The organism is Pseudoalteromonas thalassia (genome assembly GCF_049257215.1).
Classification (GTDB): Bacteria; Pseudomonadota; Gammaproteobacteria; order Enterobacterales; family Alteromonadaceae; genus Pseudoalteromonas; species Pseudoalteromonas lipolytica_C.
This window is the reverse complement of record NZ_JBMMUE010000009.1, coordinates 151,253-174,623: the sequence shown is the minus strand read 5'-3', so window position 1 is coordinate 174,623 and position 23,371 is coordinate 151,253. Positions and strand designations below refer to the sequence as shown.

Here is a 23,371-nt window from a genome sequence, read left to right as displayed (position 1 = left end):
ACGAAAAAAATCATTTTTAGGTGAATTAGTTCAGACAAGATCTGACAGGCAGCTTCAGGCAAGGAGCAGACGGTCAGATCTGGCTCGTTTCTGCCTCAAAATGAGCTTGAGTGAAACTCATTCACTTACTGTTTGTCTCTTTTTGCCATATCGTAGCTAACGCGAGGAAAAAGAACTGACCTCACAACGATAGAATGACGGATTGATGCCCAATGAATTACAGCGTTTGTTCTGACTCAACTCTCAAACCTCGGACAACCCTAGTAAACTAATACAAAATTGCAGTTTTTACCATCGTTAACATTAAGGGCGTTTATAACTAATAAATGGCTTGCTTGATAAAGCTATGATCTATCGAGCTTAGCTTAGTAAAATGTTTATGGTATATCCGTAAATACCTAGTGAGAACATCAATGCTTGCTTCGCTTGATCGTTCAGTAGTGAGCTTTTCTAAAGTCTCTATAGGAATCCCCATTTCTTCTAATGCTGAGAATGAGGGTGGCAAGTGGCTGTTTTCAAACAAATGAACTAGATAACCTAGATCTGCTTTATGTGGAATGTCTAAGTTCACCATCTCATAGTTGAGGAGATCTTCTAAGAGGAGCAATGCTCTAGTAACAGCGTGTTTAAAAATGTTTCTCGCAATTTTCAGTTCTTTATCTGTAGTTTCAGATCGTGACTTCTCATCCTCTCGTGAGCTGTAGATATAGCGAATCCTGTCTTTTATATATGAGCTATGGTTGTCAGCATAAATATACCAACTCAATCGGTTTTGAAGGTCATCATTGTCGTAGAAGTGGAGGCTAACTTTACTGAGAGCGCCACTCTCAACTGTTTTGATAAAGCGGGAAAGTAATTCTAGATGATACTTTCTTGGCTTAGTCATTGTAGCTATTAGTTCCATATCAGAAACTGATAGTTCTGTTATTAATTCGTATGCGTCAGAAATAACTTCTACATTATAAGACGAATGATTACGGATGATCTCTATAGGTACATCGGACAATTTCACAAATTGATTAAGACTTTGGTTGCTTTGGTCAGATAGATGGTCTGGCTGAATTCCTGCCAACAAGTTAATTGGTGAGTTATTATTCTGCTGACCTAAGGGCAGCTCTACTACTTGAGCCTCTTTGTCTGGAATAGATTCAAGGCAGAAAACGTTACCAACAAGGTATTGGTTCATACGCCCAGCACGACCTGAGATGTTCTTGTGTGTGAAGCTATCGATTGATGGGGAACCTTTGCGATTGTCATAAATCACAATATTTTTTGCCGCTGTATTTACGCCTTCAATCATTGTTGAGGTACAAAGCAAATACTGTATCTGATTTGAATTAAACAAATCGATAGACTTTTGCTGAATAGCACGAGGGAGGGCACCATGATGAATGCCAATGCCGTTGGTTAATGCCTTGGAGCAGGTCCAATCTTGACCATAGTTATTGACTAACCATTTATGATATTCCCTAAGTGGCCCAAGTTTTCTGTCTCTCACGCTTTCTAAAGTGCCAAGGAATTGAGCAACCTGCGCTATTGACGTCGCAGATTTGCAGTAAATGATAGTTTGTTCTTGGTGCTTTTCTACGATCTTAGTCAGCTGTTCATTCTTGCTTTTGATATCATTTGCAGCAATGTCATATTTGTGAACGTTTAGAGCTACGGTATTAAACTCGGAAGGGATGAATGTGTAGTCACGCCTTAAGTTCTCCATTCCTCGAATAGCATCGATATATGGCCCGATCATATAGAATTGTTTGGAGATAGTGAGCAGTTTACTTAGTGCTATGTTTAGGGCAATAACCCGCGATGGCTCATCGTTGCTGTAAGCTAACTTATAGAACTCATCAATAATGAATAGGTCTATATTGCGCAAATCATCTCTCTCATTGACCCGTTCTTGGGTCTGTATATAAATGACTTTATCTTTACGTTTTAGCTGAGAGCCATGATGGATGATTTGAAATTCGTGGCCAAACTTTTTCTGAATCCGGCGCCTAGTTTCATCGATAAGAGCGATAGTTGGAACTACTATAACAATTGTGCTGAACTTCCGCTCTGCAATCAGAGCATCAACGATGGCACTTTTACCCATACTTGTTGGTGCGCTCAAGACTACGTTTTGTCCAGACGTTAACAGCCTAAAGACTTTTGCTTGCATTGAATGAAAAATGAAGTTGTGGTCAAAGTTGCTTCTGTATATATCAAGAACAAGTTCTTTTTCAGGAGGTAGATTAGTAAAGTATTTTTGGAGATATGGGAACAACCCTGCCTTTCTAAGTAGATCTTGTAATAAGGTGCTATGCTCTTCAAACAGCGGTAACTGATCTAGTGCTCGAATTAAAAGCTCTCGACCCTGCGTATTCAACTGTGGAGATGATAAACAGTCGCTGGCTTTTTTCAGATAAGAGAAAGCACTTAACTGCTCGTTTTGAACATCGTTAAGGCAGAGTAGAGGGTTTAGGTTAGAGTCCATTGTGATTCCCCTTGTTTCTGAACTGCACTGATAAGAGAGGCTACTGACGGAATAGGATATAGATAGACTTCAATGTGTAAGTCTTCACAGAAATCATTTTTTAAGATCAGTTGATCGATGAGAGCCTTAAATTGATGGATGACTTCACCTTCCAAATCTTCTAAGTAAGTATCTTCCATTTCTTTCTTATTGCACTTAAGGTGGTTTGACTCATACCCAATAAAAAATACAAACCGTAGCCTGTCTAGGCTGTCATCTAAAGACTTATTTGGAGCAAGTATCTCATTTATATCGTGTTCAAGTAGGTAGCTATCATCTTTTGCAGATAGTATTTTTTCTTTCTGGCTTGAAAAAGCTTCCGATTCGATTAGGTCATTAAAGTTAGTGACAATTTCAGCTAGTGACTCTTCAATATCATTACCAATAAGATCGCTAAACCCCATTATTAGTTTATCTGGAGTATGGTCTTCTAAAACAATATGAACATTATCAAAGCAGGTCTTTTGGGCATCATCGATGTGTAACACTGCCGCTATTGGTTGTGATTTATACTCAGTTCTGATCGTAGAATGTAATAAAGCCTTCGAAACTAGATTGCTGATAAAATCGGCGTTTTTACTGTATCTCTGTGTAAAGGTAGAAAACTTTCTCGTAAGGTTTTCAGGGGTATTGTCTGCAATTTCCCCAGGCAGTAATAGAACTTCAGGTAGCCATTGGTGCAGGTTCTTAGCAATGATGTTATAGCTGTATTTTCTCTGATGATAATGCCCATGAAGGCCAGTACATAATTTGTCACCCACAAGCTCATAAATATCTTTATCATGGAAAAACGATGAAAGAATAGCCTTTAGCTCAGCATGACTGGTTGCATACACTTTTACATGGCTGCTACTGAGGTTTGCATAATGCTCAATTTCAGCATTAAACCATGGGATGAAATCCTTTCGGTGGTAAGACTTATTCGCTATAGTCTTAAGTACCCTCGAAGTTGCTCCTTTATCCGTTACGTTTTTTAGCAACGAAGCAAGAATACGCTCTGGGTCTTCATTCGCACTTAAGTAAATACCCTTCTGGTGGGCTGATTGTAGGATGAGCTTTGTGCAAAGAAGTTCAAGGTGTTCTCGATTTGGAATAACGGTCCACTCTGCATGATCTAGCCAGTATTCTGTGTCATTTCTATTCGGGGAGGAAAACGTCGGAAGTTTTTTGCGATGACGATTGACGGCAGCTGTCAGTCTTTTTAACAGCGGTCCTCTTTCTTGGATTTTCTCACTTCGATCACTTAATGGGACCTTAAGGTATCGAAGAGAATCAGTGACCTCTCTAGGGGTCAACATCCTAAAGAAGCCAGGTAATTTATCTTTATCGCATTGGATGGATTTATGCAGAATTGAATCTTCCTGACTGATAGTCTGATTGACCTTTTGACGTCCCGTAGGAGGAACGGTTTTAGTAGTAGCTTCAGCAAAATCTTTGATACACCATTTAGAATCACCGTCAGTTGTTTTGACTTGGACGTATTCGATTCTGTTGTCGTACACCAAGTCAATATCATCTACAACTTCGCAGCGTACGGATATTAGTGTTTTATCTCGAAGCATACTGAGAACATAATAAGCAGCTGCTAAGTTCTGATATGTAAATCCTTTAAGCGCAGCGACACCACCACTATCAGATTGATCCATAACCGTTTGGCCCATATTTTTACCCAATGTAGGTTCGTAATTTTATTATTTTGCAGCCGAGTTTCGATGGTACCAGTCATAGTAGGTACTCAAATATAGGCATAGGTGATAGTTTACATAAGAAAGAAGTTTTCTTTAAGCCCTAACAAGAGTTTACGGCTTCAAGGTACTTTTTCTAATCTGATACCAACGGTTTAGTGTAATACCCCTAATCGTTTCTGTCCAAAAATAAGTAAGGGAGGCAGTCTGCTTCATTGATATAGCTCTACCTGTGAAAGTGCCAAGTTAAGTGGCGATGAATCCATATAACGGATGGCTGAGCTTTGGTATTTAGGTGGCATCAAGACAAGCTTAAAACTTGTTCACTTGCTCTAACAAAGCTTTTCAAAGTAACTAACTCAAATTATACCGTCAGTCTCCTTTGGTAATCACACTAGTACAACTAATTTAACTTATCGCTGCTAACCTTAGATGGGAAAGTCAGTGCTTCTTTAGTTTCTTTTGATAGCATATCGAAAGCTCTGTTTACCTGTTTTTCTACGTCACGTTTTTCTTGTTGTTTGAGCTGTTGTTTAAGTTCTGATATTTCCTTTCTTAGTGCTGCGTTGGTGTTGCTTTTCTTTGCACTTTTTTCTTGTTCCCCCTTTTCGATGCTTTTGTTTTTGGCTTTTTCTAGCTGTTGATTAATGCCCTCTAAATACTCAACAAATCGCTCAGAGTATGAGGAGGTTTGTCCTAGTGTTGTGGCTGTTTTATTTATTTTATCAGCTATACACGTTATCGGGATTTTGAAAGTAGCTAACTTATTTTTATAATCTTTTTTTAAGAAATGCTTACTTATATACTGTAATCGTAATTCTTTCTCTTCTTCAGTTGCCATAAATGCTTTAAAAGTTATGTGATCTTCATCCTTTACCCAATCTGGTAATTTCTGCTTTTCTTTTAATAAATTTTCTTTTGCCTTTCTTCGGAAATGATCCATGTTACCCCCGTGCGTTTTTCAGTGCTTGTTGCATCACAGGTATGACCTCGTGATTCTCATCAATTTCTTTTATTCGCTTGAGTGCTGTAGTAACAAATGAAATTGATTCTTTAAGAAATGCTTTAGGTATTTTTTTGATCTCTTTTACGTTCAACAAATCAATGTGTTGGTATGAGATTAACACGATATAATCAATATGAGATTCATGAGTTATATTATTAATACAGTCAAGACAAAGACCTAGGTTTGCGTTCTCTGGCCTTGCTTGTAGACCATCGAAACACTTTGATAAAACCATAGTGCCTTTTCGCAAAATACAGAACCCCCAAGCGTTTGCTTTGATTGACAATAGAGATTCTTTAGCTAATTTGTCAATCAATGACTCAAGTGCTTCTTGTGTCTTCACAGCTGTATTCTTAATGACTTTATGCAGATACTTGTGAAACTTACCAGAAAAACCAGCTCCTGATTTTCGTAGCCAATTTTTTGCTATAGAACTCATGACATTTACCTTAATTGCGTCATGCCGTCTCCGATTATCTTTATCTCGAATGTAAGCTAGCCACATACTTTTTGATATATGTTTGAATTGGCTTCTAATCATCCACCCAGCATCTCCGTCAAACCGTCTATAAACGGCCTCAGCCCACATATGCCTAAAGCTATGGGTAGTAGGGTATAAGCACCCTTCAACTATTTCGTTACTAATTTGATTTATCGTAGATTTATTTCTGCATTGGGTATCGTTCATATCGCGAATTTTATCTTTCGTTGAGCTAGAAAGATTTTTCGTCAATAGATTTATTATTTTGTGTGAAAGAGTGCTTAGCCCAGATATCAAATAGTCGCGATATGCAAGTAGCCATGACTTTTTGTACATTTCTCCTTCTATTGAGATCCTGAACATCACTCTATCTAGTTCAAGCTTGGCTCGCCGCTTTGTCTCGACTAAGTTGGGATCATTAGAGATGTTTGCCCACCATTGTTGATTTTCCGCAGTTGATAGAATACGTAATCTCTGTTTTTGTTCGTCATTTAGATTGCCTATTTTCTGTTTCTGGATTAACTGCTTATATTCTTCTAGTTCGTCGAGTGCGATGAAATGAGGGTTGTTCTTAACATAATTAAGCCAGTTAATTTGAGTTGCAGATAACATAGCCGAATGAGAAACAGATTTACCGTTGGGTGAACTGGTGCGTTGTTCGGCACTGTAAATCGCAGGTTCGAAATCTTTATTGTTGTTCAACAATGCGAGCTTATTGATTAACACGTAAGCTTGATGCGTTATTTCTCGATCAATTAGCTCATCAGCATGTTGTTTGTATACGTACCAATTCACAATCTGTCTGAATGGGACAGTATATTGATCCAAAGGATCTTCATTGATAACTTTTCGAATTGATGAAAGCGGAAATCCGAATTCACTGCCACGCCAGCCACAAATAGCAATTAACTGTGTTGCACCAGCCGCTTTGATTTTACGAATAAAGCGCTCGGCTGAAGATTTTGCACCAGAGGTTTTTTCTATGCATAGAGATTCATAAAGCTTAGCTGTTGGCATTGATGGCACAATGGTTGACAGCCTTACTTGTTCAACCGCTCTACAAAAAGCTTCATATGTAGTATCAAATCGTGATTCTTCAAGCAGTTTTTGGACAATTTCTTCATCATGTTCTACGAGATGGTAGTATATTATTTTTTTAAGACGGTCTAATTCTTCCTGATATTTTGCAAGATGGTCCTCTCGGTGGCTCTCAGGTTCAATACCGAGCGACTTAGCGATAAAATTTACACTTGAAGGTGTGAAACAGTTATTAATTTCAAATTGACTTAAAATCGTCCGTTTATAATCTTCGGTTATTAATTCTTTTAGTTGGTCAACCTTGGTTTTAGCATACATCTTATAGGGGCGTTGAGTTACGTCTTCGTTGCTTAATATACCCAGAAAAAGCTGGCGACTATTTTTATGTAACTCAAGGCCAACAGAGTGTAAATGTTGCTCTATTCTTGAGTAAACATCACTTAACGCATGTGCGACTTCAAAATATTTAGAAAAAATATCATGACAATATTCGACATAATATCTGCCGTAATCAAGTGTTAAGTTATTGAATGAGCCTCCTAACTTCCACTCCTTATAGCTAATTTCTTCGCTTGAAATTAGTTCAAATGCGTACTCTAACTGCTTCTCAATAATTTTATTCGAGACAATTCTATCAAAAAGTAAAGGGAAGCCATTTGCAGCAAGCAAAGAATTAACTTCAACTAGTTTATTTAATGCGACTTTGGACGTGGTGTAAGATTTAGGCGACAGTCGTTCAATGAAACCATTTTCAAATACACTATTCATCATATAGTATTCAAAGAAATACTTGAGGTCACTTGAGTCAAATTTAACGACGCCGTATTCTGTTATATAATTAATTAACAGTAAGATCAGATCCCCATTTGCTTTTGTCGTAGATAGTGAAGATTTTTTATCATCCAAATCTAGAAAGAGTATTTTTGCTATCTTTTCTTTTGAAAGAGCATGTTTTGTGAAGTAATCTAAATCAGAGTGTTTGGCCGAAGATAAAACCTCAAAGTTTAGAGTGTAAGTTTCATTTTTTTCAAAAAACATCCACTTTGATGCACTCAGTTCATTTTTATTACCCAAGGTAATATATGAATTTAATCTATCCTTCAGATAATTATCTCTGTTATAAAAAATATTCATATTGAAATATTCCCTGCGCTTTCATTCAAAAACAACTTTGGCAATACATCTTTGATCTCACTAAACAGCTTATTTGCGGACTTAAGTGTTTCTGGAGAAAACTGATTTAAACAATGGAACATCCATTCGACATTTATAATTAGAGTGTTTTCTACAAAACCAGGGTTATTGTTAGATAAACGCGTATAATTTAAATCCGCTTGTTCAATATAGTGAAGCATTGATACTGCATTATCAGTAGATTCAATAACTACAAAATCTTCACTGGATTCGGTACTTTCGACGTGGATGTTCAAATTGTTGATTCGTGTTTTTTCGGAAGATGTTACTTGTGATATCCTGGTTTTTAATATCTTTTCATATACTTCATTGTCGATAAATTGTCCGCATGGTGATAGTGCATGATTTTCAATGTCATCTAAAACAAGTCTGGTTATCCGACCAACTTGGTTAACCCACTCTTTATTCTTATCAGTCATATAAGATAGCTTTTCTGTGAGTGATGTATGTGAATTATCATTTACTAGATCACCCTCTCTATATTGGTCTGAGCGAGAATATACTGATGTATTTTTAATGTGTGTACCGCTGAAAAGTTTTTCAGGAATGGTATTGGAACACTTCATCAAATACTGTTCGTAATCAGTATTGCTTTTATTTTTAGACTTCCATTCTTCAAACGTTATTCCTTTTGAACGAATCAGAATATTTAGCGCGTCTAAAAAAAGAGAGTCTCCGATATTTTTAGCGACGACTTCTTTTTTGAACCAATCTGCATTCCAAAGCTTTATAAGAAAGTAACCAACAGAAAACGGGTGTGACTTACGAGACTTTTGGTATGGGTTACTAAAAGAGAACGCTGCGGTTACTTTGTCAGTAAACAGTCTTTTTTGATTATCAGGGAGCAAATCTAAATATGATTCTATTGCCTGGACTACCAAATCTCGTCCGAGCAATAATGGTGATTCGTAGTCTGTTGCACGCCCTTTGTGATATTTGACTTGAAAGAAGCGTGTTCGGCCAGACTGTGCCTTATCTATAACCAAATACTTTCTCTTCATTTTTGCTGCATCAGTAGGCTGAATTGCCAAGCCGCATAACAACCAAAAACATAACACTTGCTCGACAATTGACGGGGTTTTACCAGATAAAACTTCTGGCCTACGGTATGGATAATTTGAACTTTTTCCTTTTAGCGCATTTGTCAGTTCAAAAGCACCATTTTTGTATACGGCATCGTGAAGTTCATGTTCAAATGATGGTTTTATACACTCTGTCCAAACTACCTGACGTGCAGACTGAGAATCACTTTGATGCATTTCTTTAAGCAGATCAGCAATTTGATTTTGTTGATCCCTTGATGACTTAGCTTTTACAGAGCTACTTTCATAATGTCGCCTATGTTTATTAATAACATTTAGCTCTTTCCGAGCTTTACAAAGGGTTAAAAGACTCTGAGCAATAACGGTATGAAATGAACTATGTAGCGCTTTGGGACTTGCTAATTTCAAGTGCCTTTTTTCTAATTCTTTTTGTAGCCATTGATGACTCGTAAACCACAGCCCTAGATGTTTAGAGTCACTGGGCAGGTCTCTAGCTAGCTTGGTATTGTCTAAAACCCTCTTTATTTGCAATCTATCCTTTGCTCTCAAATATGCATTGGCACGTACCTTTGTTAAAGCTGTTTGTATTTTTCTGGCGATTGAACTCTGAGGCTTCTTTTTGTTTTGTTTAATTTCAAAATTGTCGAAGTTATTGAGTATCTCTAGAGATTGTGAAGAAGGCTGTAACTGCGCCCAATCTAGAAATTTAACAATACTTGTTAAATATTTATTTTGGCTTTCAGAGTTTAATTTTTTAAACCAAACTGTTTTTGTCATTTGAATAAAAGCGTTAAAGTAAACTGTCAAGTATTGAGGGAGAAATTTCGCCGAGTAAACCATATCACTATTATGAATGATGTTGTTTTGAGTCTCGGATACGCCTTCTTTATCTACTTTTTTATCATCGAAGGCGTAAGTTTTGGTTTTTACTATTTTCATTCTATACCTTCGATAAGTTTCATCTCTTTGAGCAATCTTACGTATCTTATTGTAACCTTGGGAACAATCCCTTCTTTTTCTGTATATGTGTGTCCAGCTCTTTTTGCCACAACTATCAAAGCAGCGCTTTCTGAACGCGTTTCATTGCCCGATGGAGCTAGCAACTCATCATAATAAAGTTCTGTTAAAAATGAGTGTCTTAAGTCGTGATATCTTAAATTATTATTAAGTTCTGGCACTCTTTTTTTATATTTCGAAAATACAGAAGATGCGCAGCGTGCTGATATTTCTGTACCAAAACCACGAGTACCATAATTAAGAAATAAACCATCAAAATCTGTTTTTGTTTCTTTTACTATTTCGGCCCGTTCATTGAGATAATATTGCTTCATCTCTCCAAGCAATTCTCTCTTGAAATAAAGATACCGAGGACTACCTCCTTTGCAATGTTTGCCAGAAAGCCAATATTTAAACTCTTGCACATGTGAGAATTCAGGAGAATCAAGCTTGTTAAATAAATCATTTATTGAGTCTTCGCCTCTTTTTTTAGTGTAAAGGCGTAACCCTTGATTTTCGGAGGCTCTTAGGCCAACTTCAGCACCCATTTTCAAAATTAACCGATCTCTAATAGTGTCGCATTCACTAATGAGTTTGAATCGACCTGATTTAGAGACGTAGTTGATTTTTTTTTCTTTTTCATCATTGTCTCGTGCGGTTGAAAGAGCATCTTTTTTTATATATAGCTCGACTGGGCTTCGCATTCCTATATGAGCTAAAAAATTAAAAAAGGCCGTTAACGCTGACTTGTGAAGTTCTATAGTATCTGGTGATAAATTTTGGGGTAAATAAGTATTAAGGTAGTCAATTAGTATTGATTCGGAAATTGTGTTTATTTGATGGACATTTACTCCTAAAATGCTGCTTTTCGAGTTAACATATTTCAATAGCGTCATTAGACAGTTTAGGTAGCTATCTGCTGTGCTTGCAGCTACAGACTCTATCACCAGTTGTATAATTTCTTTACCGTCTTCTTCTATCACACGTCTTTTATGAACCAACAAGTTTTTACTTAGGTAATATGAAAACAGCAATGGCAGCAGAATGATGCGACCTTCATCGTCTAAAAAGACCCTAAGGTTTTCTACTTTCGAATTTGCATATTGATAGTTATCTAGTTTTACGCTCTTCATGTTCTTACTTACCTTTTAAACAATAATTGTGATATATGTTCTTACTTACCTTTTAAGCAATAATTGTGATATATTTTCTTGCGCTCACTTTTTAGCTTTTATTAGATTATAGACCATAAGACCACTACGGTTGGAAGTGGTGGAAAAAACAAACCCCAGATACTGAACAAGTTATTTTAGAGTTAGTTGATATTTTCCATTTTGGTTTATCTTTACGTATTGATGGTGAAACCAGCTATGAGCAGTTAGCTGCGCAACTTGAAGCTGAGTTAAGTGCGCCAGTTCAAGCTGATGACTTTAAACAAACACTCGAATTATTAGCCGCGTCAGCAGTCGCTGAAAAGAGTTTTAATGCAGCTGCATTTGCAGGTTGTATGGCTCAAATTGGTATGGATATCGATGATTTATACCGTGGTTATGTTGGTAAAAATACCTTGAACTTCTTCCGTCAAGATCATGGTTACAAAGACGGTAGTTATATCAAAGTCTGGAATGGCCAAGAAGATAACGAGCACTTAGTAGAAGTGGTTAAAAGCCTGGATACAGAGCATGCAGATTTTGCAAAACTTGTATACCAAGGCCTAGAACAGCGTTACCCGAAGTAATCATTCAACGGGTATAAACTCGCGAAAATCGATGGTCGATAAAAAGCCATCGAACTGCTTATGCGGTTGCTGACTATCAGGGTTGGCAACCGCAAGTATATGGCCAATACCAAACTCTTTTGCCGCATCTAGCACGGCAGGGCTATCATCGACAAATAAAGTCCGTTCCTTATCAAACTGCCATTCTTGGTGTACTTGTTGCCACAATGGTTGATGCTCTTTACTCACGCCATATTGGTGAGTTGAGATAACCCCATCTAAGTAATTATCGATAGCCGTGTGTTCAAACTTTAACATGGCACAATCTGGGTGCGCGTTAGTAAGCATGATCAATTGCTTGCCTGCTTTTCTCAGCTCCGTTAAGAACGGCGGAACATCGTCACGAATTCTGATTAAATGTTGAATTTCACGTTTTAACGCCATAATCGGTAAATCAAGTTGCTGTTGCCAGTAATCTAAGCAGTACCAATTAATTTGCCCGTGAACTTGTTGATAACGATGTAAAATGTCAGCTTTTGCTTGGTCTAAACTGATTTTATGTTTACGCGCATATTGCTCGGGAATAACGGTTAGCCAAAAGTAATTATCAAAATGCAAATCGAGTAGGGTGCCATCCATATCTAACAACACAGTATCGATTTTTGACCAATTTAACATAGGCAATTCACTTTAAAAGATTTATGATGAGCATAACTGCCATGATAGCAAATTAATGCCAATGACACAGAAAAAGCATCCTACACCACCGCAAATTTTGTCTAATGAAGTTGTCGCTAAAAGTCGACTATTTACTGTTGAGTCTCTCGAATTGAAGTTCTCTAATGACGAGCAAAGGCAATACGAAAGAATTCGTGGCGGTGGCAGAGGGGCAGTGATGATTGTGCCAGTAACGGCCGATAATGAACTGCTATTAGTGCGAGAGTATTGTGCAGGCACCAATGATTATCAGTTGGGCTTTCCTAAGGGCTTAATTGACCCGGGCGAAACACCACAGCAAGCTGCAGATCGTGAGCTTAAAGAAGAAGTTGGTTTTGGCGCGAAGCACTTTGCTGAACTTAAAAAAGTCAGCATGGCACCGAGTTACTTTAATGCCACTATGCATATTTTGTACGCCGAAGATCTCTACCCTGAAACCTTACCTGGTGATGAGCCTGAACCGCTTGTCGTTGTGAAATGGCCAATAAGTGATTGGCAATCATTATTGCAACAAGAAGACTTTACCGAAGCACGAAGTGTCGCAGCTTTGCTATTATTAACAAAGTACTTAGAGTCGGGAGCGGGCAATGAATAATTTTTTAGAGCCGTGTATTCGGTTAGCTGAACAAGCTGGCGACGCTATAATGGCCATTTATCAACAGGATGATATAGGTGCTGAGCAAAAGTCAGATGATACGCCTGTTACTAAAGCTGATTTAGCCTCGAATGAGGTGTTGATGGCAGGTTTACAAGCATTAGCGCCTGATATTCCAATTATGTCAGAAGAAACACCTATTCCAGCGCTGGCAGATAGAAAAGATTGGCAGCGTTATTGGTTACTTGATCCAATGGATGGCACTGGCGAGTTTATTTTAGAAAGTGGTGATTTTGCAGTAAATATCGCTTTAGTTGAAAATAACCGCCCAGTGCTTGGCGTTATTCATTGGCCAGCGAAACAAGTGACTTATTTTGCTAGTTATCAAAATGGCGCGTTTAAACGTGAAAATGGCCAAGATCAGCAAATTTCGGTAGCAACGCCGGATAATTTAACCTTAGCTGTAAGCCGAAGACAAAAAATTGAAGCTGTTAGCCAATATTTAAATACCCAGTTTGCGACGGTTGCATTAGGTTCTTGTTCATTAAAAGCATGCATTATCGCGGAAGGTAAAGCTGATTGTTTTTTACGAATAGGGCCAACAGGTGAGTGGGATACAGGCGCGTCGCAAGTCATTGTTGAAGAAGCGGGTGGTTGCATCACGGACGCTGAATTCAATCCGTTAACTTACAATCAACGAGAAAGTACCGAGAACCCTGATTTTATTGTTATGGGGCACCCTGACTGGGAGTGGCAAAAAATGATTAGTCCACATCAGCGCGCACTTTAGTGAGGTTTTGTGTGCTTTTTGTTCGCTTAAGCCCGTATTTTGATTATAACGCTTGATTTCTAATTTTATTGCTATATTATAGCGCTCTCTTCGGAACAAGGCATCGTTAACATGCTCATGTTACTTAGAGATTACAGGCGCGGGATGGAGCAGAATGATAAATCATTCGTCGGACTCGCTAATACCTGAAGTCGAAGGTCGTCGGTTTAAATCCGGCTTCTGGGACTCTAAACATACAGGCGCGGGATGGAGCAGCCTGGTAGCTCGTCGGGCTCATAACCCGAAGGTCGTCGGTTCAAATCCGGCTCCCGCAACCAACTTCTTAAATTAAGTAGGAAGTAAAATAAACTTAATATTCAGGCGCGGGATGGAGCAGCCTGGTAGCTCGTCGGGCTCATAACCCGAAGGTCGTCGGTTCAAATCCGGCTCCCGCAACCAATTATTTGAATTGGCTGACTTCTTAAATTAAGTGAGAAGTAAAATAAACTTAATAATTTCAGGCGCGGGATGGAGCAGCCTGGTAGCTCGTCGGGCTCATAACCCGAAGGTCGTCGGTTCAAATCCGGCTCCCGCAACCAACTGAAATTAAAAAATTAATATGTAATACTAGACACGCTATAGCGTGTTTTTTTATGCCTGAAATTCAGGCTCAGAGCCCGAAGGTCGTTGGTTCGCCCTCAAAACTCACAGCTCCCGCAACCAACTGAAATTAAAAATTAATATGTAATACTAGACACGCTATAGCGTGTTTTTTTATGTCTGAAATTCAGGCTCACAACCCGAAGGTCGTCGGTTCGCCCTCAAAACTCACAGCTCCCGCAACCAACTGAAATTAAAAAATTAATATGTAATACTAGACACGCTGTAGCGTGTTTCTTTATGTCTGAAATTCAGGTTCAGAGCCTGAAGGTCGTCGGTTCGCCCTCAAAACTCACAGCTCCTGCAACCAACTGAAATTAAAAATTAATATGTAATACTAGACACGCTATAGCGTGTTTTTTTATGTCTGAAATTCAGGCTCACAACCCGAAGGTCGTCGGTTAGCCCTCAAAACTCACAGCTCCCGCAACCAACTGAAATTAAAAAATTAATATGTAATACTAGACACGCTATAGCGTGTTTTTTTGTGCCTGCAAAAAGTTGCTTTGCATCAACTGCTAATGTTAAATCCTTCTAACACCTTCCTGATAGCTTGATATCCACCCGTAAATTGAGAAATGCTTTATAAAAATCAACTGAATTTATATGTATTAGTTTTTAGTAAAAAATTATTATAGTTAAAATCAAAAGAAGTGTTTTTTACTTATTTTTCATTCTTTTTGTCGTAATTTACTTACATATCAGAACTGACTGAACTAATCTTAAAGTATGGCTTTAGGCTGTACCTTGATAGGATCTCTTGTGTAAGTATTTGACGGGCAAACATGGCTCAATAACAGCTATGGTTAAAGCATCACTGAGATCCTAACCTCTTACAGTTCAGCTTTCCTTCCTTTGAGTTTTGGCAGCTGAGTATTCAGTTGCTTTTCTTTACTATGCTAGTGGCTTAGTGCGAGTAATGAATCTTCGCTTAAAAGATAGAAAGGTTTATGTTACAACGTCAGTAATATTACTTTTTAGCTACAAACATGACTGAACTTTACCATTGGTTTGATTTATTTGGCGTAGCCGTGTTTGCGGTCTCAGGGACGCTACTGGCATATGATAAAAAGATGGATGGCTTTGGTGTTGTCGTATTAGCCACTGTTACTGCAATTGGTGGCGGCACAGTCCGCGACGTTATTTTAGACATTCCTGTTTTTTGGCTGCATGATCAAAGCTATTTTTGGGCTATTTTACTCTCGGTATTTATCACTACGCGTTTAATAAACAAACAGCGCTCTATTTCGCTAAGTGCACTACAGATTGCAGATGCATTTGGACTCGCGTTTTTTGCTGTTATGGGGGCTCAAAAAGCAATGCTTGCCGGTATGCCAGATACGACTTCGATTATTATGGGGGTTATCACGGCATGTTTTGGCGGAGTCATTCGCGATGTATTAGCAGGCAACATACCCATGCTGTTAAAAGGCGAGCTGTATGCGATAACATGTATCGCCGGTGGTATTGTTTACACAGTAAGTATTTCCCTAGGTTTAGTCACTGAGCTTGCCATGATTATGGCAATGTTAATGACACTGATGCTTCGTTTAGCTGCAATGAGGTGGCATTTAACGTTGCATGTTTTTAAATATCCTGACTAAACTGTATCTATGGATGAACTATAGGGACATATCGGATCGTGTCTTTAGCCCGAATTTTTTCTCGTGCTCAGGTTGGCGTGCAAGCTCCTGAAGTGATTGTTGAAGTGCATTTAGGTAATGGATTGCCAGCGTTTCATATTGTTGGTCTTCCTGAAGCCTCAGTAAAAGAAGCCAAAGACCGTGTACGTAGCGCGCTCGAAAACTCGCAGTTTGGCTTTCCTGATCAACGTATAACCGTTAATCTTGCGCCCGCTGATTTACCAAAAGATGGCGGGCGATTTGACTTAGCCATAGCAGTAGGGATTCTAGTCGCTTCTGGACAGATCACCTGCAACGACATACATCGTTATGAATTTTATGGTGAACTTGCCTTAAACGGTGAAGTAAGAGGTGTGAATGCTATCTTACCTTCAGTGTTGGGTGCTAAAGAGCAAGGGCGCTGTTGCTTTTTACCTGTCGAAAACGATAACTTAGCTAGTTTAGTTTCTGGCGTATCACGAAAAGCGGTTTATTCATTACAAGATGTCTGGAACGACTTACTAAATCAGCAACCTCTGCCTTTGAATATCCACTACCCAGAGCAGCAGCCAAACCGAGAGTCGCTACTTGATCTAAGTGATGTGAAAGGGCAGCCCGGCGCAAAAAGAGTGTTAGAAATCGCTGCCGCTGGTGGACATAACTTACTTTTTCTTGGCCCCCCTGGTACAGGAAAATCAATGCTCGCACAGCGTATGCCGACGATTATGCCCACCATGTCTGACGAAGAAGCCATTAGTACCGCAGCATTGTATTCGATTATAGGTCAATCGGTAGATCTATCAAATTGGCGCGAGCGACCATTTCGAAATCCACACCACACTTGCTCTGCGGTAGCGCTGGTGGGAGGGTCGTCAAATCCGAAGCCCGGTGAAATATCATTGGCACACAATGGCGTGTTGTTTTTAGATGAATTACCTGAATTTGAGCGTAAAGTTCTCGACTCACTGCGTGAACCAATGGAAACAGGTGTAGTGACAATATCTCGAGCGGCAAGGCAAATGGAGTTCCCATCGCAGTTTCAGCTAATCGCCGCATTAAATCCTAGCCCGACAGGGAGTCATACCGATAAACGTGCAACGCCAGACCAAGTCTTGCGATACTTATCTCGGGTGTCTGGGCCATTTATCGATAGGATTGATTTGCAAATAGAGTTACCGCGGCTTACAAGTAGCCAATTGCAGAGCACCCAAGCAGAAGAAAGCAGTGATCAAGTGCGCCAGCGTGTAGAGCGAGCATATGCTATACAGCTTAATCGGCAGGGTAAGGTGAATGCCAGGTTAAGTAATAGAGAAATGGCGCGTTATTGTGAGCTAGGAGCCGCTGAGTTGCAGTTTTTGGCTAAAGCTAGTGAGAAACTGGCGCTGTCACCGCGTTCTTATCATCGTATTATCAAAGTGGCCCGAACTTTAAGCGACTTAAAAGCCCAGCCAACAATTACCTTAAATGAATTAAAAGAAGCGCTAAATTACCGTGCGTTTGAACGACTAATAAGTCAGTTAACGCAGTACTAGAAAACGAATTAGATTGAAAGCATGTAGCCTTTACCGCGCACGGTGACAATGCGTTTTTGATCTTTTTCATCGCTGAGCTTTTTACGAAGGCGACCAATTAATACATCAACGGTACGATCGCTTGGACTCCAATCAGGCTGGCCAATTTCTTCGGAAATCTTTTCTCTTGATGTAGCTTTACCTGCATTACCAATTAAGCAGATTAAAACTTTATGTTCTGCTTCAGTCAGGCGAGACTCTTCGCCGCTGGGTGTGATCAGCGTGCGGTTATCAGGGTGTAATTTAAAGTTGGCGTACTCAATAAACTCTTCGCTTTCGTCGTTTGTTTGAGAGCTCTTAAGGCGTTTATACAGTGCGCGCATTCTAAGTTCTAGCTCGAGTAAATCCACTGGTTTGCAAATATAATCATCGGCCCCTTGCGCAAGGCCTGCGATACGGTCAGCTTGCGAATCTCGGCTTGATAAAACAATGACCCCAATATCAGTCAGAGCATTTAGTTCTTTGGCAAGCAATAACCCATCGCGCTTAGGTAGCACAATGTCGATAACTGCTAAAGAAATAGCTTGTGAAGAAGCTGCACGAGATTGCACTATGCTCAATGCATCAGCACCTGTTGAATCTATCTCAATGTTAAACTCAGTTTCTTTAAAGTGGTTAAGAATGCGTTTAACGAGCAGTTCGTCGTCTTCAACCAATAAAACTTGAATAGTCATTCGCTTTAATTTCACACTTGATTTGTTGTTATGTTAGCACTGTATAGCGAAGGCTGAGAAGTGTAATGGCGAGGTTTGTAACTATTTCTTACAATTTAATGGCTTAGCGATAGTTGAAAAGGGTGAAAGCTGAGCACTCGTGCAGTGCTCAGCCAAGTGATTAAACTATTTTTCAGGATAAAGATATTGCCACCACTGCGGCTGATCTTTTAAGTTTTTATCGAAATACGCCAGCATGGTGTTCCACCAGTCAAAGCGTTTATCACGCGCAAAAATTTGGTGATCTGCTCCTTTGTATTCGATTAGGTCAACATCTTTACCGAGTAGCTTTAATGCCGTGTACATGTTGTGACTTTCACCAACTGGTACGTTGGTATCTGAATCACCATGAAGGAGTAATAGCGGCGTTGTTACTTTATCAGCATGAAACACCGGACTATGTTGGCTATAAAGTGTAGGGTTGTTCCAAGGGTAGCTATTTTTTGATGCCTCAGCTGAATATAAATAACCCCACCAACCTTGACCCCAGTACGAGGTGATATTTGAGATCCCCGCATGAGCTATAGATGCACTGAACAGATCAGTTTTAGTTGCTAGTAGCATGGTCATGAAGCCACCGTAAGACGCGCCCAAGTTGCCAACACGCTTACTATCTACAAAGCTATATTTATCCAAAAAGGCTTTTGTGCCGTCAATAATGTCATTAGCTGTGTACTCACCCCATGCATTTACATGTTTAGCCGAAAACTCTTGGCCAAAGCCAGTCGCACCTGTTGGTTGTATTACGTAAACAACATAGCCGTGCTCTGCCCATAAGTTAAATGGGTAACGACCTGTAAAGCCACGTGTTACTGGTGATGTGCCACCGTAATAATAAACCAGTGCAGGATATTGTTTTTTGCTATCTAAATCATGAGGTAAATAAACACGACCCTTAATTTCAATGCCATCTTTATTAGTAAAGTTAAACTCTTCAAGTGAGGCTACTTGGGTATTTTCATAGCCAATTGGCTTTGAATCCCACACGACTTTAGCACGGCTCTTGCCTAAGTTGAGCTGCTTAAGTTGCTGTGGTGTTGACGCTGTAGTGCCAGTCACTAAAATGCTTGGATTGCGTTCGTTTGAGTAACTAAATTGCTCAACAACATCAAAGCCTGTATTTACTTTATTGAAACGCTTTTTGCTTAAGTCGTATTGATAAAGTTGTACGGTATCTTGCTCGGTGACTTTAATAAGTGCATCACCGTTTTCTAGTACATTTAACTGGCCGATAGCCGGGTTAAACTCTTTACTTAAAGCGGTTGCTTTTTTACCGTCGCGGCTGAGTAAGTAAAGTTGACCATCATAGTTATTAGCCAGCATGCCTTCAGGAAGGTTTCGGCCTAAGCCATTATTAAAATCTGGGCCAGCAGTGACATAAATACCGTCATCAGTATATTTAGCCTGATTAAAGGTATTAAATTGACCAAGCACCGTGATAGCCGATGTAGCTAGGTTTAGCTCAACAAGCTCTGTTGCAGGCTGTGGTGAAAGCTGCATTGCCTGTGCTGAGCGACTCATTAATACGTGACCGTTTTTGGCATCAAAATCTTCAAGTGAATGGCTAAGTGGGCCTTGGCTTAAAATTTTGCTAAGACCTGTTGTGATATCAAGCAAGTATATTTGTGATGTTGTACGAGCATAAGACCAACGGTCTTGCAGGCCTTGATAATGTTTAGTGAGCTTGCCATTGTCTGTTGGTGATTTTGACCAGCTAAAAATTAAGCTGTTGTTATCAAAATATTGAAAGCCACTTGCACCAGAAAGGTTTTTAGCAATCACGCTAAGTTGCATCGTTTTTAGATTTAAACGCTTAAGCTCACCATTTAATAGATACACTAAATTTGTGCTATCAGGGCTCCAAGTAATATTGCTCGGTTGGGCTGACTCAAAGCGATAAAGAGTATTGTTTTTTGCGTCTTTAAGCTCAGTCACGTATTGCGCTTGATTAGCCGTTACATCTTCGTAATGGCGTTGGCTAGTAATAAAGTAATTGCCATTTGGCGCCATTGAAATATAACTTACCGTTGGCGCATCGAATAACTGTTTTGCAGACAAGCCATGTTGTTGTTTAGAACTAAATTGCACAGTATCTAGTTCTGACTTAGCAGTAAAATCAAGCTCAACTTCATTCCAGTTTGCTACTTGCTCAGTGATGATAACAAACTGGTGATCGCCTTGGCTTAAAGCTAACTCATAGCTGTTATTTTTTTCTGTTTGCTTTTCACCATCGATAAACAGCTGTGCGTTTTCAATGCCTTTAAGAGTCAACGAGCCTTGGCTAAAGCGCTCGGTTGATGCAGTAAATTTTAGTGCTTGCAGGCCACCTAATGTAAGGGCGCTTACTTTGTCGAATGATTGCCACTTTATCACGTCGCCAAAAATACGAATATTGTCGCTATTTTTTTGTAAGCTTGGTACTAAGTTGGCAATAATAGCGTCACGATGTTCGGTTTGATAAGGCTTTAATTGCATATCATCGCTAAGAGGGCCAATAAACTGAATTGCTGAACGTTCAATAGCGTCTGCCATAGCTGTTGAACTTAGAGAACAAAGTACAAGTGCGCTAAGCGTGGTTTTTAGCTGAGTTTTTTTGTTCAGCCAAGTGGTTGTAAATGTCATAGTTTCGCCTGTTGAAGGTAAGTTTTAGCAATATAGCACGCAGAAAAACTAGCAAAAAGAGCTCTGCGTTAGAATGCTGATGGGTTTGAGGTTCCAGTTATCTGTTGATATGGTGGGCGCTTAGATGAACAATGAGGATGCACAGTGACACTTTTACTTGTTTATATGTTGGTTGCTATTACCGTCTCTTTTTTATGCTCGGTAATGGAAGCGGTGTTATTAAGTATAACGCCAAGCTATGTTGCTATGTTAAGGAAGCAGCAACCTGCATTAGCAAAACGCGTTGCTAAGCTAAAAGATAATATAGACCAACCGCTCGCGGCTATTTTAACGCTTAATACAATTGCGCACACAGCTGGTGCTGCAGGTGTTGGTGCACAAGCTGCAGTGGTTTTTTCAGATGCTGCTGTTGGAATAGCCTCGGCAATTATGACCTTATTGGTTCTTGTACTTTCTGAAATCATTCCGAAAACACTGGGTGCAAATTATTGGCGTGGTCTAACACCTATCGTCAGCATTAGCCTTATTTGGTTGGTGGTCATTTTAAAACCTTTCGTTTGGTTTGCAGATATCCTCACGCGCTTTTTGGGGCGTAATTATGATGAGGCCTACTATATTCGCCAAGAAATTGAAGCCATGGCTGATATAGGCACAGAGTCAGGGGCACTTGGTCACGACGAATCTGAGATTATTAGGAGTCTGCTGCGTTTTCGCCACGCTAAGCTAGATACCATAATGACGCCGCGTACTGTGCTGTTTAAAGTGCATAAAGATTTAACTGTTAATCAGTATTTGTCTGAACATGGCTCATCGTCATTCTCTCGGGTGCTGGTATATGACAAAAATGGTGATGATATTATCGGCTTTGTACATAAAAACGATATTATGCTTGCGTATCATCGTTTAGGTGAAGACTATAAGATAAGTAAGCTGGTTAAACCAATTTATACAGTGCCAGAGACCCTGCATGTGCCAACGCTACTTGAAACCTTATTGTCAGGGCGAACCCATATTTGTTTAGTGGTTGATGAATACGGAGATGTTCAAGGGATTGTGACCTTAGAAGATTTAATTGAGGCGCTGATGGGGCTTGAGATTGTTGATGAACATGACCAATCTGCAAATATGCAAAAAGTGGCTAAGCAGCGTTGGCGACAGCGCTTAGCACGAAGTAATACCATTGTTAGTGATGACAAACGGGAGCCTTAGCGACGCTGCCCGGTCGCTGTTTTGACCATTTGCCGCCATGAGATTGACCAATTTAAAAAATCTTCTTTGGCTTTCGGGCGGCATAACAAAAAGCCTTGCATTAAGATAAATTCTTTATAGCGGTCTAAGTATTCGAGTTCTTCTACTCGCTCGATCCCCTCGGCGACAATAAATAAATCTTCTTGAATAGCAATATTCACAAGGCTACTGACAATGACTTGAGAAAATTGGTCAGTTTCAATATTACTGATCAGCGTTTTATCTATTTTAATCTCGGTAAATGGTAAGGTTTTCAATTGTTGTATGTTGGTAAAGCCGGTGCCAAAGTCATCAAGAGAAATACCAAATCCTCGCATTCTTAATCTGTTTAGTGATTCTAACTGTGCAGCGGTGCGTAAGGCGTATTGCTCGGTTATTTCTAAAATAACTTCACCTGGGGTGAGGTTATTTAGATGTAATATTAATGCCAATTTATCTGGGCAGCTTAAGTCTTCGAGTTGCGAAGGCGATAAGTTAAAAGCCAGTTTTAGGTTAGGATGAAAATGTTCTTTGATTTCGGCAAAGTCGTTGGTCGCTTTTTCAAAGAGCTGAAAGGTAATAAGGTTAATTAAATCTAAATCCTCGGCAACACAAATAAATCGCTCAGGTAGAATTATTTCCTCTTCTTTACTTGTATTTATTCGCGCTAATACCTCAATACTTTCGACACGGTTATCGTGGCGGTTAATTTTGGGTTGGTAAAATGGAATTATTTCGTTGTGACTAATCGCATGAAGTAACAGCGACTCAGAAATAGGGGATTTTGTCCGCTCTACGTGAAATGAAAAATGCTCAAGTTTTTGCAGCAACAAATAAACCTGATTCAACTGCACGGGTTTAGATATATTACCAATCAGATGGGCATTATTTTTACGGGCAATATCAGCTGCTAAATCAATTACTTTGGGATCCATTTCAGAAATGATCGCAATAGCACCATGGTATTTCATTGCGCCTAAATGACGGATCAATTCCATACCATCCATATCGGGCATTTTTAGATCAGTAAAGATAGCATCAAAGAAGTGAGGCGCTTTTTTTACTTTTTCTAGGGCTTCTTCTGCACTTAGGCAAGTAGTGACATGGCTAATTTCCAGCTCATTCAAAATAGCCTGCATAACAATAAGAATCGCTTTGGAGTCATCGACTACGAGAATATGCCTATTTGACTTCACTATA

The 23,371-nt window shown here is 39.4% G+C and carries 15 protein-coding genes, 3 tRNA genes and 1 pseudogene; 9 read left to right on the top strand and 10 right to left on the bottom strand.

Features of this window, described 5'->3' with window-relative positions; genetic code table 11:
• Window positions 1–319: 319 nt before the first annotated feature.
• The 6 genes from AAEU31_RS12560 to AAEU31_RS12535 form a co-directional block, all read right to left on the bottom strand.
• On the bottom strand, window positions 320–2,476 hold the full coding sequence (locus tag AAEU31_RS12560) for a DEAD/DEAH box helicase (RefSeq protein ID WP_421967348.1): 2,157 nt from the start codon (window positions 2,474–2,476) through the stop codon (window positions 320–322).
• Entirely contained in the window at window positions 2,461–4,176 is a 1,716-nt protein-coding gene (locus AAEU31_RS12555) for a dsDNA nuclease domain-containing protein (RefSeq protein WP_421967347.1), read from the bottom strand. Before AAEU31_RS12555 ends, AAEU31_RS12560 begins: the two co-directional genes overlap by 16 nt.
• 427 nt (window positions 4,177–4,603) lie before the next feature.
• Window positions 4,604–5,143 carry a hypothetical protein gene (locus tag AAEU31_RS12550; RefSeq protein ID WP_421967346.1) on the bottom strand — a complete coding sequence of 180 codons (540 nt, stop codon included), beginning with the start codon at window positions 5,141–5,143 and terminating at the stop codon, window positions 4,604–4,606.
• A gap of 1 nt (window position 5,144) precedes the next feature.
• Window positions 5,145–7,859 carry a hypothetical protein gene (locus AAEU31_RS12545; protein WP_421967345.1) on the bottom strand — a complete coding sequence of 905 codons (2,715 nt, stop codon included), beginning with the start codon at window positions 7,857–7,859 and terminating at the stop codon, window positions 5,145–5,147.
• Window positions 7,856–9,901, bottom strand: a complete 2,046-nt coding sequence (locus AAEU31_RS12540) for a hypothetical protein (protein ID WP_421967344.1) — start codon at window positions 9,899–9,901, stop codon at window positions 7,856–7,858. Before AAEU31_RS12540 ends, AAEU31_RS12545 begins: the two co-directional genes overlap by 4 nt.
• Window positions 9,898–11,091 (bottom strand): tyrosine-type recombinase/integrase, encoded by a 1,194-nt coding sequence (locus tag AAEU31_RS12535; protein ID WP_421967343.1) that lies wholly within the window; start codon window positions 11,089–11,091, stop codon window positions 9,898–9,900. Before AAEU31_RS12535 ends, AAEU31_RS12540 begins: the two co-directional genes overlap by 4 nt.
• A gap of 119 nt (window positions 11,092–11,210) precedes the next feature.
• Here AAEU31_RS12535 and AAEU31_RS12530 point away from each other — a divergent pair.
• Window positions 11,211–11,696: pseudogene (locus AAEU31_RS12530) on the top strand (dUTP diphosphatase); the annotation flags it as partial.
• Here the strand turns inward: AAEU31_RS12530 and yrfG are convergent.
• Window positions 11,697–12,353, bottom strand: a complete 657-nt coding sequence (gene yrfG / locus AAEU31_RS12525) for a GMP/IMP nucleotidase (RefSeq protein ID WP_421967342.1) — start codon at window positions 12,351–12,353, stop codon at window positions 11,697–11,699. It abuts the pseudogene before it with no gap.
• Window positions 12,354–12,414: 61 nt separating this feature from the next.
• Here yrfG and nudE point away from each other — a divergent pair, with 61 nt between their 5' ends.
• From nudE to AAEU31_RS12490, 7 genes are all read left to right on the top strand, one after another.
• The gene (nudE, locus tag AAEU31_RS12520; protein ID WP_171040476.1) at window positions 12,415–12,987 is read left to right on the top strand and encodes an ADP compounds hydrolase NudE; all 573 of its coding nucleotides are present in this window, start codon (window positions 12,415–12,417) and stop codon (window positions 12,985–12,987) included.
• Window positions 12,980–13,777, top strand: coding sequence for a 3'(2'),5'-bisphosphate nucleotidase CysQ (gene cysQ, locus AAEU31_RS12515; RefSeq protein ID WP_421967341.1), 798 nt, complete (start codon window positions 12,980–12,982; stop codon window positions 13,775–13,777). Before nudE ends, cysQ begins: the two co-directional genes overlap by 8 nt.
• Before the next feature lie 240 nt (window positions 13,778–14,017).
• A tRNA-Met gene (locus AAEU31_RS12510) sits at window positions 14,018–14,094 on the top strand.
• Window positions 14,095–14,138: 44 nt separating this feature from the next.
• Window positions 14,139–14,215, top strand: a tRNA-Met gene (locus tag AAEU31_RS12505).
• Between the two features lie 63 nt (window positions 14,216–14,278).
• Window positions 14,279–14,355: transfer RNA gene (locus AAEU31_RS12500), tRNA-Met, on the top strand.
• A gap of 1,050 nt (window positions 14,356–15,405) precedes the next feature.
• On the top strand, window positions 15,406–16,020 hold the full coding sequence (locus tag AAEU31_RS12495; protein WP_135923194.1) for a trimeric intracellular cation channel family protein: 615 nt from the start codon (window positions 15,406–15,408) through the stop codon (window positions 16,018–16,020).
• Window positions 16,021–16,058: 38 nt separating this feature from the next.
• On the top strand, window positions 16,059–17,570 hold the full coding sequence (locus tag AAEU31_RS12490) for a YifB family Mg chelatase-like AAA ATPase (protein ID WP_135923195.1): 1,512 nt from the start codon (window positions 16,059–16,061) through the stop codon (window positions 17,568–17,570).
• Between the two features lie 8 nt (window positions 17,571–17,578).
• Here the strand turns inward: AAEU31_RS12490 and AAEU31_RS12485 are convergent, their stop codons facing one another.
• A complete protein-coding gene (locus AAEU31_RS12485) occupies window positions 17,579–18,283 on the bottom strand; it encodes a response regulator transcription factor (protein ID WP_135923196.1) in 705 nt (234 codons plus the stop codon).
• A gap of 165 nt (window positions 18,284–18,448) precedes the next feature.
• Complete coding sequence (locus tag AAEU31_RS12480; protein ID WP_421967340.1) at window positions 18,449–20,944, bottom strand: alpha/beta hydrolase family protein; 2,496 nt, start codon at window positions 20,942–20,944, stop codon at window positions 18,449–18,451.
• 144 nt (window positions 20,945–21,088) lie between these two features.
• Here AAEU31_RS12480 and AAEU31_RS12475 point away from each other — a divergent pair, with 144 nt between their 5' ends.
• Window positions 21,089–22,153 (top strand): hemolysin family protein, encoded by a 1,065-nt coding sequence (locus AAEU31_RS12475; protein ID WP_135923198.1) that lies wholly within the window; start codon window positions 21,089–21,091, stop codon window positions 22,151–22,153.
• On the opposite strand, the gene AAEU31_RS12470 is transcribed toward AAEU31_RS12475, so the two are convergent.
• Entirely contained in the window at window positions 22,150–23,370 is a 1,221-nt protein-coding gene (locus AAEU31_RS12470) for an EAL domain-containing response regulator (RefSeq protein ID WP_135926214.1), read from the bottom strand. The genes AAEU31_RS12475 and AAEU31_RS12470 overlap by 4 nt on opposite strands.
• Window position 23,371: the final 1 nt, after the last annotated feature.

What these genes read in the sequence shown, in the direction of transcription:
- AAEU31_RS12485 (WP_135923196.1), bottom strand. Translation starts at nt 18,283, where the DNA reads ATGACTATTCAAGTTTTATTGGTTGAAGACGACGAACTGCTCGTTAAA.
- AAEU31_RS12495 (WP_135923194.1), top strand. Translation starts at nt 15,406, where the DNA reads ATGACTGAACTTTACCATTGGTTTGATTTATTTGGCGTAGCCGTGTTT.
- nudE (WP_171040476.1), top strand. Translation starts at nt 12,415, where the DNA reads ATGACACAGAAAAAGCATCCTACACCACCGCAAATTTTGTCTAATGAA.
- AAEU31_RS12560 (WP_421967348.1), bottom strand. Translation starts at nt 2,476, where the DNA reads ATGGACTCTAACCTAAACCCTCTACTCTGCCTTAACGATGTTCAAAAC.
- AAEU31_RS12550 (WP_421967346.1), bottom strand. Translation starts at nt 5,143, where the DNA reads ATGGATCATTTCCGAAGAAAGGCAAAAGAAAATTTATTAAAAGAAAAG.
- AAEU31_RS12540 (WP_421967344.1), bottom strand. Translation starts at nt 9,901, where the DNA reads ATGAAAATAGTAAAAACCAAAACTTACGCCTTCGATGATAAAAAAGTA.
- AAEU31_RS12535 (WP_421967343.1), bottom strand. Translation starts at nt 11,091, where the DNA reads ATGAAGAGCGTAAAACTAGATAACTATCAATATGCAAATTCGAAAGTA.
- AAEU31_RS12555 (WP_421967347.1), bottom strand. Translation starts at nt 4,176, where the DNA reads ATGGGCCAAACGGTTATGGATCAATCTGATAGTGGTGGTGTCGCTGCG.
- yrfG (WP_421967342.1), bottom strand. Translation starts at nt 12,353, where the DNA reads ATGTTAAATTGGTCAAAAATCGATACTGTGTTGTTAGATATGGATGGC.
- AAEU31_RS12545 (WP_421967345.1), bottom strand. Translation starts at nt 7,859, where the DNA reads ATGAATATTTTTTATAACAGAGATAATTATCTGAAGGATAGATTAAAT.
- cysQ (WP_421967341.1), top strand. Translation starts at nt 12,980, where the DNA reads ATGAATAATTTTTTAGAGCCGTGTATTCGGTTAGCTGAACAAGCTGGC.
- AAEU31_RS12480 (WP_421967340.1), bottom strand. Translation starts at nt 20,944, where the DNA reads ATGACATTTACAACCACTTGGCTGAACAAAAAAACTCAGCTAAAAACC.